The organism is Streptomyces sp. P13-3-3 (assembly GCF_050571355.1).
GTDB classification, from domain to species: Bacteria; Actinomycetota; Actinomycetes; order Streptomycetales; family Streptomycetaceae; genus Streptomyces; species Streptomyces althioticus.
Genome location: NZ_CP192228.1, coordinates 4,262,152 through 4,277,507 on the forward strand (window position 1 = coordinate 4,262,152; position 15,356 = coordinate 4,277,507).

Genomic DNA, 15,356 nt, shown 5'->3' on the forward strand with positions numbered 1-15,356 from the left:
CCCGGTTCGTGCCCGCTCACGACGCCCCGTCACCCACCGGGGCCGACGAATCCGGAGCGGATCCTTCCGATACAGGCTCCTCCGGTGCGCGGTAGTGGTGGTACGCGTGGTGCGGGGCGAAGCCCAGACGGTCGTACAGCGCCCGCCCGCCCTCGTTGTCCGTCTCGACCTGCAGCCAGGCCGCCGAGGCGCCCTCCTCCAGCGCACGGGCGGCCAGCGCCGCCATCACGGCCGTGGCCAGGCCCTCCCGCCGCCGCGCCGGATCCACCTCGACCGCCGCGAACCCCGCCCACCGGCCGTCCACGACACACCGCCCGATCGCGGCCGGCGCCTCGGCGCCCGGCTCGCCCGGCACGGTCGCGAACCACACCGACGGCTCACCCGGGGCCGGGGCGCCCGGGGATCCTCCGCCCAGCACCCGCAGGGCCACCTCGCTCACCCCCTTGCGCCGGTACCGAGCCAGCCACGCCTCGTCCGCGTCCCGGGACAGCAGCACCCCGGACGTGCCGTCACCCAGGTCGGCGACCGGGGCCAGTCCGCCCGTCCACAGCTCGGCGGTCACCTCGCGGACCCACCCGCGCCGCTCCAGCTCGGCGCACAGCAGCTCCTGCGTGCCCTCCGCGCCGGTCGCGGTCTGCACGTACGCCGGCAGCCCCCGGGCCGCGTACCAGCGGCGTACGGCCGTCAGCGCGTCGTCGAGCGGCAGGCCCGGGTCGCCCAGCGGCAGCACCGAGTTGGCCCGCCGCGTGAAACCCGCGGCCGCCCTCAGCTCCCACTCGCCGAGCCGCTCGCTCTCCACCGGCCGCCAGCCGCGCGCGGCCACCCGCGCCAGTTCCCCGTAGGACGCGGCGGGCCCGCGCCGACGCGCCGGGGCGGCCGGAACGACCTTCCCCGCGACCAGCGCCGACTCGGCGACGCGCACACTTTCACCGCTCTTCCTTGTGATCCGCAACACACCGTTGTCCCATGATGTGAGAACCCCGAGCGTGTCGCTGAACTTCTCACCCGAGGGACCATGTTCGATCAAGCTCCTCACGGAGACCCGTTTTCCCACGTCAGCAGCGGTGATACGGACCTCGAGGCGCCCGGCGGCCGATATTTCCACAGGTCAGTTCACCCCTCCTGTTCGGATCATGCTCCGGAACGGAGATACTAGGGGCGGGCATCGACGACGCCGCGCTCCCGCGCGCCAGGCGGCGGAGCCTGAGGAGGCCCGCCAGCGCCCTATCGAGGAGGAACGACAGCGTGACCTACGTCATCGCGCAGCCTTGTGTCGACGTCAAGGACAAGGCGTGCATCGAGGAGTGCCCGGTCGACTGCATCTACGAGGGCCAGCGGTCCTTGTACATCCACCCGGACGAATGCGTCGACTGCGGCGCCTGTGAACCGGTCTGCCCGGTCGAGGCCATCTTCTACGAGGACGACACCCCGGAGGAGTGGAAGGACTACTACAAGGCGAACGTCGAGTTCTTCGACGAGCTCGGCTCCCCGGGCGGCGCCAGCAAGCTCGGGCTGATCGAGCGGGACCACCCGTTCATCGCCGCGCTGCCGCCGCAGGCCTGATCGTCCCGCAGCGGTCCCGCACCGACGCGTCGCCCCCGGTCCCGTACGGCCTGCCCGCCGTACGGGACCGAGGCGTTCGCCGAACCAGAAAGTGAGCCCCCGCCCGTGTCCGCAGTCTCCGACCGGCTGCCCGCCTTCCCCTGGGACAAGCTGGAGCCGTACAAGAAGACGGCCGCCGCGCACCCCGACGGCATCGTCGACCTCTCGGTCGGCACGCCCGTCGACCCGGTGCCCGAGCACATCCAGAAGGCGCTGATCGACGCGGCGGACTCGCCGGGCTATCCCACGGTGTGGGGCACCCCGGAACTGCGGGACGCGCTCACCCGCTGGGTGGAGCACCGGCTCGGCGCCCGCGAGGTCACCCACCGGCACGTCCTGCCGGTCGTCGGCTCCAAGGAACTCGTCGCCTGGCTCCCCACCCAGCTCGGCCTCGGCCCCGGCGACCAGGTCGCCTTCCCGCGCCTGGCCTACCCGACGTACGAGGTCGGCGCCCGCCTGGCGCGCGCCGAGCACGTGGCGTACGACGACCCGACCGAGCTGGACCCCACGCGGCTGAAGCTGCTGTGGCTCAACTCGCCGTCCAACCCGACGGGCCGGGTGCTGTCCAAGGCGGAGCTGACCCGGATCGTCGCCTGGGCCCGCGAGCACGGCGTCCTCGTCCTCTCCGACGAGTGCTACATCGAGCTCGGCTGGGAGGCCGACCCCGTCTCCGTGCTCCACCCGGACGTCAACGGCGGCTCCTACGACGGCATCGTCGCCGTCCACTCCCTGTCCAAGCGGTCCAACCTGGCCGGCTACCGCGCCGCGTTCCTGGCCGGCGACCCGGCCGTGCTCGGCCCGCTGCTCCAGATCCGCAAGCACGGCGGCATGATGACGCCGGCGCCCACCCAGGCGGCCGTGGTGGCGGCCCTCGGTGACGACGAGCACGTCCGCGTCCAGCGCGAGCGGTACGCGGCCCGCCGCACCGCCCTGCGCGACGCGCTGCTCGCCCACGGCTTCCGCATCGAGCACAGCGAGGCCAGCCTCTACCTGTGGGCCACGCGCGACGAGTCCTGCTGGGACACCGTCGCCCACCTCGCCGACCGCGGCATCCTGGTCGCCCCCGGCGACTTCTACGGCCCCGCCGGCGACCGCTTCGTCCGCGTGGCCCTGACCGCGACGGACGAACGGGTCCGGGCGGCGGTCACCCGCCTCACCGCCTGACCGCACCGAGACCGCTCCGGACACACCGAAGGGGCCCGGGGGGAGAGATCCCGGGCCCCTTCGGCTTCGCCGGGGGTCGCCTTCGGCGGAGGGGTCAGCCGAGAGGCAGGCCCTTGACCGGCAGGTTCTTCGTCGGGCCGCCCTTGCCGAGGGAGTCGGTCGGCAGCTCCTTCACCACCGGCACGGCCTTCTTCACGGTCTTGCCCGCGGCCGGGGCCACCTCGGTCGCGTCCGGGGTGGTCTTGCCGACGCCCCGCGTCACGTTGTCCACGGTCTTGCCGGGCGCACCGTCCAGGGCGCTCAGCCCGAGGTTCGGGGCGGACGGCAGCGCCGGCGCCGCGCTCGCGGAACCGGCCGCACCGACCCCGGCGGCCGCTCCCGCAGCGACGAGCAGCGCGGCACGGGCGATCCGACGGGTCAGGGGGAGGGACATGGTGCTCCTTCGACGGCAGACAACGATGGTGTCCGGGCGGCGGGTCAGGACCGGCCGCCCGGACGCACTGATTACCGCCCGACCGCCAAGAAGGTTGCGCGCGTGTCCGGCAAAGAGTCGGCAATGCGGCGCAATGTCGGACCCGCGCAACGCCTCCGGGTGATCACCCGTACGCCTGCTCGGCAACGCCCGCGCGCCTACCGCCCCGTGGTGATGCGGACCGCGTCCGCTTCCCCGTCCGGTCCCGCCGGCGCCTTGCCGTCCAGCGGCCGCCACCGACTGTCGGTGTGCCCGGCGACCCACTCCCGGCCGGCGTAGGAAACACTCCGTATGTGCAGCTCGGAGGCGTTGGCCACGGCCCAGTGGGCCAGCTGCCAGCCCCGCGCCCCGGCGTCCCGCCGGTCGCCGGCCACGGCCGTGACCGGCAGCGTCACGGTGCCGTCGCCGGATTCCGCTTCCGGGGTGGGCGCGGTCGACGAGGACGACTGCCCCTTGCCGTCGTCCACCTCGGCGCCCGCCGGCGCCAGCACGTCCCGCCCGAAGTCCCGGGCCAGCGCGGCCCGCACCGCGTCCGCGCCCTTCGCCCGGGTCGCCGCCGGACGGCCGTCGCACGTCAGCGTCGCCCCCGAGCGCCCGGTGAGGGCGGCGGCGAGCAGCGTGGCGTCCGGCTCGTGCTTGGCGTACGCCTGCGGGAAGCCGCTGCGCTGCACCTTCTGCGCGGCCACGGTGAGCGGCAGCCGCGTGTAACCGGGCACCTTCTCCAGGTGCTCGTAGAACTTCTCCGACGCGTACGCCGGGTCCATGATCTGCTGCGGCGTCCCCCAGCCCTGCGAGGGGCGCTGCTGGAACAGGCCCACCGAGTCGCGGTCGCCGTAGTCGATGTTGCGTAGCGCCGACTCCTGGAGGGCGGTCGCCAGCGCGATGGTCACGGCCCGCTCGGGCAGGTCGCGCGCGGTGCCCACGGCGGTGATCGTCGCCGCGTTCACCGCCTGCTCGGGAGTGAACTCGTAGGTCGCCCCGTCGCCCTTGCCGGACACGACCTTGCAGCCCGGGCCGCCCGTGCCTCCGGTGACGTACTGCACCACGAGGTAACCGGCGACCGCTGACAGCACCGCGAAGGCCGCGCCGCAGCGGAGCAGACGGCCGCGGCGCTTGCGCTGGGGAGTGGGGGACGGCTCTGGCACGCGTACAAGGTACTGGAGAGTACGTTCTTGTGTGAGCCGGGTGTGGACAGTGGTCCGTGAGCCGCCCGCGCTAGGGTCGACGGCATGGCCGACACCGCGCTTGACCTCACGCTGGACGCCGCGCGCCTCACCGCGCAGCTCGTCGACTTCCCCTCCGAGAGCGGCACCGAGAAGCCGCTGGCGGACGCGATCGAGACGGCGCTGCGCGCGCTGCCGCACCTGACGGTCGACCGGCACGGCAACAACGTCGTGGCCCGCACCGGCCTCGGCCGCCCGGAGCGGGTGATCCTCGCCGGCCACATCGACACGGTGCCGATCGCCGGCAACGTGCCCTCGCGCCTCGACGAGGACGGCGTCCTGTGGGGCTGCGGCACCTGCGACATGAAGGCGGGCGTCGCCGTCCAGCTCCGCATCGCGGCCACCGTCCCCGAGCCCAACCGCGACCTCACCTTCGTCTTCTACGACAACGAGGAGGTCGCCGCCGACCTCAACGGCCTGGGGCACGTCGCCGACGCGCACCCCGAGTGGCTGGAGGGCGACTTCGCGGTCCTCCTGGAGCCCTCCGACGGGCAGGTCGAGGGCGGCTGCCAGGGCACCCTGCGCGTGCTGCTGAAGACCTCCGGCGAGCGCGCCCACTCCGCGCGCGGCTGGATGGGCTCCAACGCCATCCACGCCGCCGCCCCGATCCTTCAGCGCCTCGCCTCCTACGAGCCCCGGTGGCCGGTCATCGACGGCCTGGAGTACCGCGAGGGCCTCAACGCGGTCGGCATCTCCGGGGGCGTCGCCGGCAACGTCATCCCCGACGAATGCGTCGTCACGGTGAACTTCCGCTACGCACCCGACCGCACCGAGGAGGAGGCCCTGGCGCACGTCCGGGAGGTCTTCGCGGACTGCGGCGTGACCGACTTCGTCGTCGACGACCACAGCGGCGCGGCCCTGCCCGGCCTGTCCCACCCGGCCGCCGCGGCCTTCATCGAGGCGGTCGGCGGCACCCCGCAGCCCAAGTACGGGTGGACCGACGTCTCCCGCTTCTCCGCGCTGGGCGTCCCCGCCGTGAACTACGGCCCCGGCAACCCCCACCTGGCCCACAGGCGGGACGAGCGCGTCGACACCGCCAAGATCCTCGCGGGGGAGGAACGGCTGCGGTCCTGGCTGACCGCCTGACCCCCGTACGGGCGGGTGCGCGTTTGGAACGCTCTCCCGTGGACATGCTGACGTCCCCCGCACGTAACCCGCGTAGATCTACGCTGAGGCGGTACGACCTGGCAAACGGAGGGAGCGCACATGGCTACGGGCAACCCTGAGGGGAAGCGGCAGCCGCCGGAGGAGAAGCGCCTGGGGCCGGTCCTCCGCCGGCGCGGTCAGGTGGACTCCAGCACCACCGACCAGCGGCTGCTGGACGAGCGCGCGCCGAGCGACTGGGTGCACACCGACCCCTGGCGGGTGCTGCGCATCCAGTCGGAGTTCATCGAGGGCTTCGGCACCCTGGCCGAACTCCCGCCCGCGATCAGCGTCTTCGGCTCCGCCCGCACCCCCGCGGAGTCGCCCGAGTACGAGGCCGGGGTGCGGCTCGGCCGCGGCCTGGTCGAGGCGGGCTTCGCCGTCATCACCGGCGGCGGCCCGGGCGCCATGGAGGCGGCCAACAAGGGCGCCCTGGAGGCCGACGGCGTGTCGGTCGGCCTCGGCATCGAGCTGCCCTTCGAGCAGGGCCTGAACCGGTACGTCGACATCGGCCTGAACTTCCGGTACTTCTTCGTCCGGAAGATGATGTTCGTCAAGTACGCGCAGGGCTTCGTCGTCCTGCCCGGCGGCCTCGGCACGCTCGACGAGCTCTTCGAGGCGCTCACCCTGGTGCAGACGCAGAAGGTCACCCAGTTCCCCATCGTGCTGTTCGGCACGGAGTACTGGGGCGGCCTCGTCGACTGGCTGCGCAAGACGGTCATCGCCCAGGGCAAGGCGGCCGAGAAGGACCTGCTGCTGTTCCACGTCACGGACGACGTGGACGAGGCCGTGGCCCTGGTTTCCAAGGAAGCGGGCCGCTAGGGCCTTTCGTTCGGATCACCCCGGCGTCGCGGGGTCTGGCACGCACTCCCCCACTGCCCTGAACGGGCGTGGGGGTGCCCCCAGCGGCGTTGTCGTCGGTTGCCAACGCTCCGCGTTGACGCCCTCCTCCGCCTTGCAGCTGCACGCACCAGACCCCGCTCGGGTCGGCCAAAGACGCACCGCGTCTCACAACCGGCCTGATCCAAACGAAAGGCCCTAGACGCCCGCGGGGGCGGCCGGGTCGACGACCCCGCCGCCCCGGCTTCCGTCACGCCAGCCCGCGCCGCGCCACCGCCGGCTCCCGGTCCCCGGCGATCGACGACACCATGTCCAGCACCTGACGGGTCTCGGCGACCTCGTGCACCCGGTACACCCGGGCGCCCAGCCACGCCGACACCGCCGTCGTCGCGAGCGTCCCCACGACCCGCTCCTTCACGGGGCGGTCCAGCGTCTCGCCAACGAAATCCTTGTTGGACAGCGACACCAGCACGGGCCAGCCGGTGGCCACCATCTCGCCGAGCCGCCGGGTCGCCTCCAGACTGTGCCGGGTGTTCTTCCCGAAGTCGTGCCCCGGGTCGATCATCACCGACTCCCGCGGCACGCCCAGCTCCACCGCCCGCTCGGCCAGCCCCAGGGTCACGTCGAGGATGTCCGCCATCACGTCGTCGTACGTCGCCCGGTGCGGCCGGGTCCGCGGTTCGGCCCCTCCCGCGTGCGTGCACACCAGCCCCGCGCCGTACCGCGCGGCCACCTCCGCCAGACGCGGGTCCACCCCGCCCCACGCGTCGTTCAGCACGTCCGCGCCCACCTCGCACACGGCCTCGCCGACCTCGTGCCGCCAGGTGTCCACGCTGATCACCACGTCCGGGAAGCGACGGCGCACCTCGGCCACGAAACCGACCGTCCGCCGCACCTCCTCCTCGGCCGACACCTCCTCGCCGGGCCCCGCCTTCACCCCGCCGATGTCGATGATCGCGGCGCCCTCGGCCACCGCGTGCTCCACGCGCGCGAGCGCCGGCTCGTCGCGGAAGGTGGCGCCCTGGTCGTAGAAGGAGTCCGGGGTCCGGTTCACGATCGCCATGATCACCCGCTCGTGCGGTGCGAATTCCCGCCTGCCCAGCCTGAGCATCCCCTGGAACCTCTCCTCGTCCGGCCGTCCGGGCCGCCTCCGTCCGCCCGGCGGTCCCGACTGTCAGACTCGCATGGCACGATCGGAGCCACACATCCGACTCCGACTCATCCGACCGTGGGGGCCCCGGCGATGGTTATGTTCCTGTTCCTGGTCGTCGCGCTGGCCGTCGTGGTGGGCGCGGTGACCCTCGCCGTGGTGGGCGGCGGCGACAACGCCCCGCTGCCCGAGGCGGAGCCGGAGCGGCTTCAGGACTCCCTGCCGCCCGACCGCCCGGTCAGCCGCGCGGACGTCGACCGCCTGCGCTTCCCGCTCGCCGCCCGCGGCTACCGCATGACGGACGTGGACGACGCCCTCGGCCGCCTCGCCGCCGAACTCGCCGAGCGGGACGCCCGGATCGCCGACCTGGAGTCCGCGCTGGCCGGCGCCCGCGCCGCCGCGGCGCACCTGCCCATGGACAAGCCCGCCGCGCACCCGGAGGACGATCACCGGTGAGCGCCCCCGCCGGCGGGACGCCGCTCGGTCCGGACGGCCTGCCGCGCTGCCCCTGGGCGCTGTCCGCCCCGGACTACCTCGCCTACCACGACGAGGAGTGGGGCCGCCCGGTGCACGGCGACGACGCCCTCTTCGAGCGGCTGTGTCTGGAGGCGTTCCAGTCCGGGCTGTCGTGGATCACGATCCTGCGCCGCCGCCCCGGCTTCCGCGCCGCCTTCTCCGGCTTCCGCGTCGCCGACGTCGCCACCTTCACCGACGCCGACCGCGAGCGCCTGCTGGCCGACACGGGCATCATCCGCAACCGCGCGAAGATCGACGCCACACTGGCGAACGCGCGGGTGCTGGCCGAGTGGAAGCCCGGCGAGCTGGACACCCTGATCTGGTCCCACGCCCCCGAGAAGCCCGGCCCGGCCCCCCGCACCCTCGCGGACGTCCCCGCGGTGACGAAGGAGTCCACGGCCCTGGCCAAGACCCTCAAGAAACAGGGCCTCCGCTTCGTGGGCCCCACAACGGCCTACGCCCTGATGCAGGCGTGCGGCCTGGTCAACGACCACCTGACCGATTGCGCGGCAAGAGAAACGCCCTGAAGGGGCGCGGGGACCTGCGCGCCAAGCCACCCCCCAGGGGCGCGGGGAACTGCGCGCCAAGCCACGACGAACCGCCACGCGCGGGCCTGCCGCAGCCCCCACCCCCAGGGGCGCGGGGAACTGCGCGACCAGCCACGACGGAGCCGCACATCCACGACCCCGCCGCAACCACCCCTCACCGCCCCAAATACTCCGGCTTCTCCTTGTTCACGAACGCCCGAACCGCAATCCCGTGATCCTCGGACGACCCCGCCCGACTCTGCAGCTCGTCCTCCTTCTCCAGCGTCTCCTCCAGAGAGTGGCTCATCCCGTAAGCCACCGACTCCTTCAGCGCCGCGAAGGCGACCGTCGGCCCCTGGGCCAGCCCCCGCGCCACCTTCTCCGCCTCCGCGCGCAGCTCGTCCGCCGGCACCACCCGGTTCGCGATCCCCAGCTCGTACGCCTCCTGCGCGGAGATGTTCCGCGGGAACAGCAGCAGATCCGTCGCCCGGCTCGGCCCGATCACCCGCGGCAGCGTCCAGGAGATGCCCGAGTCCGCGGTCAGCGCGACCCCCGCGAACGACGTGTTGAACTTCGCCGTCTCCGCGACGATCCGGTAGTCCGCGGCCAGCGCGAACCCGAACCCGGCCCCCGCCGCCACGCCGTTCACGGCGGCCACCACCGGCTTCGGCGCACCCGCGATCGCCCGCACGATCGGGTTGTAGTGCTCGCGCACCGTGGACATGGTCTGTCCCGACCCGTTCTCCCGGTCGGCGGCCAGCAGCCCGATGTGCTCCTTGAGGTCCTGCCCGACGCAGAACGCCCGCTCGCCGGCCGCGGTCAGCAGCACGGCCCGCACGGCGTCGTCGTCCGCGGCGGCCCTGACCGCGTCCCGGAGGGCGACCTTCGCCGCGACGTTCAGCGCGTTCATCGCCTCGGGGCGGTTCAGCGTGATCGTCGCGAGCCCGTCGCTCACCTCGTAGAGCACGGTGTCGGCCATGGTCGTATCCCTCCGTGTGCGGCTCGGGACGTACTGCTGAGTACGTCCTCTTCCGGAGGACAGCATGACCCAGTTCACGGGTGACGGCCGACGGCCCGGGTGTGACCTGCGTCAAACAATCGTGTCGGGATTCCGGCGCCCGAATGTCCATGCGACGGCGCAGTATGGCAGCCACATCGCCGAATTGAGTGGTTTTGCTCGCGTGCGTTGCCCAAGCGATGCCAACTGATGTTGGTCATCGGGTCCCGCCATGCGGGATAATGGCCTGGAAGCAATGTGTTCGATGCCGGTGGCGTGTGTCCTGCTTCGGGGACCGCAGGTGCCCTTCAGTGGGCCGTCGGCTCAGACGGTTTAGCTGGGTTTCAGGAAGGGGAACGAGCATGGCGGCCATGAAGCCGCGGACGGGTGATGGCCCGCTCGAGGTGACCAAGGAGGGGCGGGGCATCGTCATGCGCGTTCCGCTCGAAGGCGGCGGTCGGCTCGTCGTCGAGCTGACCCCGGACGAGGCCGACGCGCTCGGCGACGCCCTCAAGAAGGTCGTCGGCTGACGCGCAAGCGACCATACCCTTTCAGCCGCCCCGGTGCCGCACGCGGTGCCGGGGCGGCTGTTTGCGCACACGTCCGGGGGAACCGACGGCAGAGGAATGCCGTGACACGGCAGGTCACCGCTTCACGGCGCACAGCAGCCCGTCCCCCACGGGCAGGAGCGACGACACCAGCTCCTGGCTCTCGCGAACGGTCCGCACCAGCTCCCGCAGCCGCAGCACCTCCGTCGGCTGGGGGCCGGAGTCCACGGTGCGCCCGCTCGCGAAGACGCCTTCGAAGGCGACCAGGCCTCCAGGGCGCAGAAGGCGCAACGATTCGGCGAGATAGTCCTGGTACTCCTGCCGGTCGCCGTCGCAGAACACCAGGTCGTAGCCCGAGTCCGCGAGACGGGGCAGCACGTCCAGCGCGGGGCCGGGGATGAAGCGGGCCCGGTTGCCGGCGAAACCGGCCTCACGGAAGGCCTGCCGGGCCGACTGCTGGTGCTCCGGCTCCTGGTCGACCGTCGTCAGCACCCCGTCCGGGCGCATGCCGTGCAGCAGATGGATCCCCGACACGCCGCAGCCGGTGCCGATCTCCGCGACCGCCTTGGCGTCCACGCTGGCCGCGAGCAACCGCAGGGCCGCGCCCGTGCCGGGCGACACCGAGCGCAGGCCGGCCTCACGGGCCCGGTCGCGGGCCCAGTGCAGCGCCTCGTCCTCGGCGACATAGGCGTCGGCGAACGCCCAGCTCGTCTGCCGGTTGGCGGTAATGACCCTCTCCTGTCCCCGTGGTTGCCTGGGCGTGACTGTATCCGTTGGCGTCGGGAACCCGCAGATGGGACCAGTCGTTCAAAGGGACAAGAGAAAGGCGTGTGCCGGAAAGGGGGGGCGAGGAGTGGACGCGGACGCCGAGCAAGTGCGGGCGCAGTCGTACGAGCCGTGGCAGCCCGAATCAAATTCTCGTAAAACCGCTTATCCGGAGCTAACGGGCGAGGTGGCTATGGTAGGGGCTCCACTGGACACCACCAGAGCCGACAGGGGAGGTGCGGCTGCGCCTGTGGATCGTGCAGGAGGGCTGCGGCGCTTCCTCGGATCGGCGGGCAGGCCGAAATCCGTGAACAACACCGCTGCTGACCATGACCGCGCCGGCGACCCGGCCCAGACCGCGACCTTCTCCAGCGACGCGGACGGGCAGGCGTGGACTCCGCCCACGTGGGAGGAGATCGTCAGCATGCACAGCGGCCGGGTCTACCGGCTCGCCTACCGTCTCACGGGCAACCAGCACGACGCCGAGGACCTCACGCAGGAGGTCTTCGTCCGTGTCTTCCGCTCCCTGTCGACGTACACGCCGGGCACCTTCGAGGGCTGGCTGCACCGCATCACCACGAACCTGTTCCTGGACATGGTCCGCCGCAAGCAGCGCATCCGCTTCGACGCGCTCGGGGAGGACGCGGCCGAGCGGCTCGCCAGCAAGGAGCCCTCGCCGCAGCAGGTCTTCAACGACGCGCACTTCGACGCCGACGTCCAGCAGGCCCTCGACACGCTCGCGCCCGAGTTCCGCGCCGCCGTCGTCCTGTGCGACATCGAAGGACTGTCGTACGAGGAGATCGCGGCCACCCTGGGCGTGAAGCTCGGCACCGTCCGGTCCCGTATCCACCGCGGCCGTTCCCAGCTGCGCAAGGCCCTCGCGCACCGTTCGCCCAAGGCGCGCGCGGACCGCCCCTCCTTCGTGCCGCGTGTCCCCGCACTGGGAGGAGGGGGCGCGAGCGCGTGAGCAGTTCACTGCCGAAGTCCCCCGAGGGGCACCTCGCGGAGCATCACCTGGGAGACCGGCTCGCCGCCCTCGTGGACGGGGAGCTGGGTCATGACGCGCGTGAGCGCGTACTGGCGCATGTCGCCACCTGCGCCAAGTGCAAGGCGGAGGTGGACGAGCAGCGCCGCCTGAAGAACGTGTTCGCGGCCGCCGCACCGCCGCCGCCCTCCGAAAGCCTCCTGGCGCGCCTGCAAGGGCTGCCCGCCGGAGGCGGATTCGGCGACGGCGGCTCACCCCTGGGCGGCTCCGCGCTGCCGGGCGGCTCCACCCCGGGCGTTTTCGGGGCGCGGCGCGGCGAGCGCTTCGAGTTCGCCTACGCGCCCGTACGGCGCCACCAGCCCGCGGCCGCCGCTGACGGCCTCGCCGCCGCCCGGCCGTCCTCGCGCGGGCTGCGTCTCGCGTTCGTCGCCGCCGGAGCGGTGTCGCTGGCCGCGATCGCCCTCGGCGGCGTCTCCACGGTCACCCCGGCCGACGCGGAGGCGCGCGGCCAGGGCAAGGGGAGCAACGTGACACCGGCGCGCACGCAGGGCACGGGCGCGGCCACCACGCCGGACTCCCGGCGCCGAGGCGTCGGCCCGCTCCTCGGGCAGGTCGCCGGCGGTCAGAGCGCCCTCGGCTCGGGCCCCGTCGTCCCCACCGGCGTCGCGGCCCCGCTGCTGCCCGGCATCCCGTCGCCCCCGCAGGGCGGCGCCACGGCGGTGTCCCCGCACATACGCCCGCTGAACCCGGCCACGCCGTTCGGACTGGGCGCCTGGGCGTCGGCGGCCGGACTGAAGAGCCCCGGCCTGGTCACGGCCGCGCCGTCACCGGCACCCTCGCCCACGCACGGCGCGCGGACCGCCCGCTGACCGGGCCCCTGCGCGGGGGCGCGCGAACCTGATTAGATTCCGGGTGGCGCGCCCGGGCCCACTGCGGCCGGGCGCCGAGCCGGGCTCCACCGCGCGGGCGGACCGGAGCACGGTGCCGACGATCCGTGCCGGTCCAGCCGTGGGGAGAGCATGAACGAGGGGAAGCCGGGCACGCCCGAGGCGTCCGAAGGACCCGACGGCGACTTCGAACTCGCCCGCCCGAACGGCATGCGGTCCCCCCGCACGGGACCCGACGGCGACTACGAACTGGGCCGCCCCCTGAGCGGGGCCCCCGGCGGCGGTGCGACCGCCGACTCCCCGGCGTGGGACCGCCCCTCGGACTCGGACACGGCACCGGGGCGCGGTACTGCGACCGGCTCGGGCGCGGAGTCCGTCGCGGATCACCCGGCGGGCGCGGCGGACACCACGTCCGGCAGTGAGCCCGGCGCCGCCGGTACGGGCATCGAACACGTCGCCGACGGCGCGGCCGGACAGCCCACCGCGTCCGCCCCACACGCGGCCTCGCCCGAGGCACCCGCCTCCGCCTCCGGCGCCGCAATCCCCGGGCAGGGCGCCGGTACCGTGCCCGCACCGAGCGCGGATGCGCCCACCGCTCCCGCCCCGGCCGCTGAGGCCGCCGGGCCGGGTGTGACCGGTGCCGTGCCTGCCCCGGCCGCTGAGGCCGCCGGGCCGGGTGTGACCGGTGCCGTGTCCGCCCCGGCCGCTGAGGCCGCCGGGCCTGGCGTGACCGGCACCGTGCCTGCCCCGGCCGCCGATGCCTCCGCGCCGGGTGCGACCGGCAGCGTTTCCGCCCCCGCCTCCCACGGCACCCCACCCCCCGCTGGCGAGCAGCCCAAGCCCCTGCATGACCCCGACCCCTACAGCACCCCGCCCTACGGGGAGCCCGGGCCCTGGGCGCCCGCGCCGCCTGTGCAGCATCCGGCCGCTACCCCCGCGCACGGCGTGCCCATGGGCGCGCCTCCCTCGGCCCCGGAGGCCGCCCCGGGCGCGGGCGCGCCCTCCGTGCCCGCGCCGCCTGTGCGGCATCCGGCGGCCACGCCCGCGCACGGCGTGCCCATGGGCGCACCTCCCGCCGCCTCGAAGGCCGCTTCCGGGCCTGGCGGGCCTTCCGTGCCCGCGCCGCCTGTGCAGCATCCGGCGGCCACGCCCGCGCACGGCGTGCCCATGGGCGCACCTCCCGCTGCCCCGGAGGCCGCTTCCGGGCCGGGCGGGCACGCCACGGTGCCGGAGCCCGGCCCCGCGGCTCAGGACGCCCCCGTGGCCGGTCCCTGGGCGCGCTACGACCCCTGGGCAGCCCCGACGGCCGTCGCCCCGTTGCAGCAGGCCGACCCCGTCGAGGAGGACGTGAAGCGGCGGCGCGGCCGCCGCAGGCGCGCGCTGGTCGGCGGCGCCCTGGTCATCGCCCTCGTGTCCGGCGTCGCCGGCGGTGTCGTCGGCGTGCAGCTGGAGCGGAACGGCGGCATCGGCGCCGTGGAGCTGCCGCAGGCCGGTGTGGAGGCGCCCGACCGCGACCCCGACAGCGTCGCCGGGATCGCCGCGCAGGCGCTGCCCAGCGTCGTCACCCTGCACGTCAGCGGCGGCGGCAAGGCCGGCACGGGCACCGGCTTCGTGCTGGACGACCGGGGCCACATCCTCACCAACGACCACGTCGTCGAGCCCGCCGGGAAGAACGGCGACATCACCGTCACCTTCCACAGCGGCGACACCGCCGAGGCGACCGTCGTCGGCCGGGACAGCGGCTACGACCTCGCCGTCGTACGGGTCAAGGGCGTCCGAGGGCTCACCCCCCTGCCGCTCGGCAACTCGGACAACGTGCAGGTCGGCGACCCCGTCGTCGCCATCGGCGCCCCCTTCGACCTGGCCGGCACCGTCACCTCCGGCATCATCAGCGCCCGCGAACGGCCCATCACCGCCGGCGGCGAGGACGGCGACGGCAGCGACGTGTCGTACGTCGACGCCCTGCAGACCGACGCGCCCATCAACCCCGGCAACTCCGGCGGACCGCTGCTCGACGGCAAGGGCCGGGTGGTCGGCATCAACTCGGCCATCCGCTCGGCCGACGGCGGACTGGACCCCGAGGGCGGCCAGTCCGGCTCCATAGGACTCGGCTTCGCCATCCCGATCAACCAGGGCAAGCGGGTCGCGGAGGAACTGATCGAGCACGGCAAGGCCGCGCACCCGGTGATCGGCATCACCCTCGACATGGCGTACAGCGGCGACGGGGCCCGCGTGGCGGCCGAGGGCGGCGACGGCGGGCCACCGGTCAGCACCGGCGGCCCCGGCGCCAAGGCGGGCATCCGCCCCGGCGACGTCATCACCGAGGTCGACGGCCGCCCCGTGCGCTCCGGCGAGGAACTGATCGTGAAGACCCGCGCCCACCGCCCCGGCGACCGGCTGGAGCTGACCCTGGAGCGGAACGGCGAGGAACGCACGGTGTCCCTGGTGCTCGGCTCCTCGGACGGCGACTGATCCACCGGCGGCGACCGGCATGTCACCCGTGCGACGCCGTCGGGACGCCGGGACGGTACCGGTGG

Annotated in this window: 16 protein-coding genes; 10 read left to right on the forward strand and 6 right to left on the reverse strand. The window is 73.9% G+C overall.

The genetic code is table 11. From position 1 onward, the window contains the following. Positions 1-16: 16 nt before the first annotated feature. Positions 17-1,105 carry a GNAT family N-acetyltransferase gene (locus ACQZOG_RS19585; RefSeq protein ID WP_230229176.1) on the reverse strand — a complete coding sequence of 363 codons (1,089 nt, stop codon included), beginning with the start codon at positions 1,103-1,105 and terminating at the stop codon, positions 17-19. A gap of 140 nt (positions 1,106-1,245) precedes the next feature. Here ACQZOG_RS19585 and fdxA point away from each other — a divergent pair, with 140 nt between their 5' ends. Together fdxA and ACQZOG_RS19595 are read left to right on the forward strand one after the other, a co-directional pair. Then, the gene (fdxA, locus tag ACQZOG_RS19590) at positions 1,246-1,563 is read left to right on the forward strand and encodes a ferredoxin (protein ID WP_004926152.1); all 318 of its coding nucleotides are present in this window, start codon (positions 1,246-1,248) and stop codon (positions 1,561-1,563) included. Between the two features lie 105 nt (positions 1,564-1,668). Next, positions 1,669-2,766, forward strand: coding sequence for a bifunctional succinyldiaminopimelate transaminase/glutamate-prephenate aminotransferase (locus ACQZOG_RS19595; RefSeq protein WP_033272140.1), 1,098 nt, complete (start codon positions 1,669-1,671; stop codon positions 2,764-2,766). 94 nt (positions 2,767-2,860) lie between these two features. On the opposite strand, the gene ACQZOG_RS19600 is transcribed toward ACQZOG_RS19595, so the two are convergent. After that, complete coding sequence (locus ACQZOG_RS19600) at positions 2,861-3,199, reverse strand: hypothetical protein (RefSeq protein WP_033272139.1); 339 nt, start codon at positions 3,197-3,199, stop codon at positions 2,861-2,863. Between the two features lie 197 nt (positions 3,200-3,396). Further along, complete coding sequence (locus tag ACQZOG_RS19605; protein WP_359518554.1) at positions 3,397-4,383, reverse strand: heavy metal transporter; 987 nt, start codon at positions 4,381-4,383, stop codon at positions 3,397-3,399. 84 nt (positions 4,384-4,467) lie between these two features. On the opposite strand from ACQZOG_RS19605, the gene dapE reads away from it, so the two are divergent. Then, complete coding sequence (gene dapE, locus ACQZOG_RS19610) at positions 4,468-5,547, forward strand: succinyl-diaminopimelate desuccinylase (RefSeq protein ID WP_033272138.1); 1,080 nt, start codon at positions 4,468-4,470, stop codon at positions 5,545-5,547. A 120-nt stretch (positions 5,548-5,667) separates the two neighbouring features. Continuing rightward, entirely contained in the window at positions 5,668-6,426 is a 759-nt protein-coding gene (locus ACQZOG_RS19615; protein WP_037641408.1) for a TIGR00730 family Rossman fold protein, read from the forward strand. 268 nt (positions 6,427-6,694) lie between these two features. Here ACQZOG_RS19615 and folP read toward each other — a convergent pair whose 3' ends face one another. Next, positions 6,695-7,555 carry a dihydropteroate synthase gene (gene folP / locus ACQZOG_RS19620; protein WP_430741688.1) on the reverse strand — a complete coding sequence of 287 codons (861 nt, stop codon included), beginning with the start codon at positions 7,553-7,555 and terminating at the stop codon, positions 6,695-6,697. A gap of 132 nt (positions 7,556-7,687) precedes the next feature. On the opposite strand from folP, the gene ACQZOG_RS19625 reads away from it, so the two are divergent. Together ACQZOG_RS19625 and ACQZOG_RS19630 are read left to right on the forward strand one after the other, a co-directional pair. Then, the gene (locus ACQZOG_RS19625; protein ID WP_033272136.1) at positions 7,688-8,050 is read left to right on the forward strand and encodes a DivIVA domain-containing protein; all 363 of its coding nucleotides are present in this window, start codon (positions 7,688-7,690) and stop codon (positions 8,048-8,050) included. Then, positions 8,047-8,637: a DNA-3-methyladenine glycosylase I gene (locus ACQZOG_RS19630; RefSeq protein WP_037641413.1), complete on the forward strand. Its 591-nt coding sequence runs from the start codon at positions 8,047-8,049 to the stop codon at positions 8,635-8,637. The genes ACQZOG_RS19625 and ACQZOG_RS19630 overlap by 4 nt, the downstream gene beginning before the upstream one ends. Positions 8,638-8,812: 175 nt before the next feature. Here ACQZOG_RS19630 and ACQZOG_RS19635 read toward each other — a convergent pair whose 3' ends face one another. Next, complete coding sequence (locus ACQZOG_RS19635; RefSeq protein ID WP_033272134.1) at positions 8,813-9,616, reverse strand: enoyl-CoA hydratase/isomerase family protein; 804 nt, start codon at positions 9,614-9,616, stop codon at positions 8,813-8,815. Between the two features lie 380 nt (positions 9,617-9,996). Here ACQZOG_RS19635 and ACQZOG_RS19640 point away from each other — a divergent pair, with 380 nt between their 5' ends. Further along, entirely contained in the window at positions 9,997-10,164 is a 168-nt protein-coding gene (locus tag ACQZOG_RS19640) for a DUF3117 domain-containing protein (RefSeq protein WP_003966491.1), read from the forward strand. A gap of 114 nt (positions 10,165-10,278) precedes the next feature. Here the strand turns inward: ACQZOG_RS19640 and ACQZOG_RS19645 are convergent, their stop codons facing one another. Then, a complete protein-coding gene (locus ACQZOG_RS19645) occupies positions 10,279-10,977 on the reverse strand; it encodes an O-methyltransferase (RefSeq protein ID WP_078493001.1) in 699 nt (232 codons plus the stop codon). A 277-nt stretch (positions 10,978-11,254) separates the two neighbouring features. Here ACQZOG_RS19645 and sigE point away from each other — a divergent pair, with 277 nt between their 5' ends. The 3 genes from sigE (at position 11,255) to ACQZOG_RS19660 (ending at position 15,291) form a co-directional block, all read left to right on the forward strand. Further along, positions 11,255-11,914, forward strand: a complete 660-nt coding sequence (gene sigE, locus ACQZOG_RS19650; RefSeq protein ID WP_033272132.1) for an RNA polymerase sigma factor SigE — start codon at positions 11,255-11,257, stop codon at positions 11,912-11,914. Beyond that, positions 11,911-12,801 carry an anti-sigma factor family protein gene (locus ACQZOG_RS19655; protein WP_033272131.1) on the forward strand — a complete coding sequence of 297 codons (891 nt, stop codon included), beginning with the start codon at positions 11,911-11,913 and terminating at the stop codon, positions 12,799-12,801. Before sigE ends, ACQZOG_RS19655 begins: the two co-directional genes overlap by 4 nt. Before the next feature lie 150 nt (positions 12,802-12,951). Next, entirely contained in the window at positions 12,952-15,291 is a 2,340-nt protein-coding gene (locus ACQZOG_RS19660; protein ID WP_430741689.1) for a trypsin-like peptidase domain-containing protein, read from the forward strand. Positions 15,292-15,356: the final 65 nt, after the last annotated feature.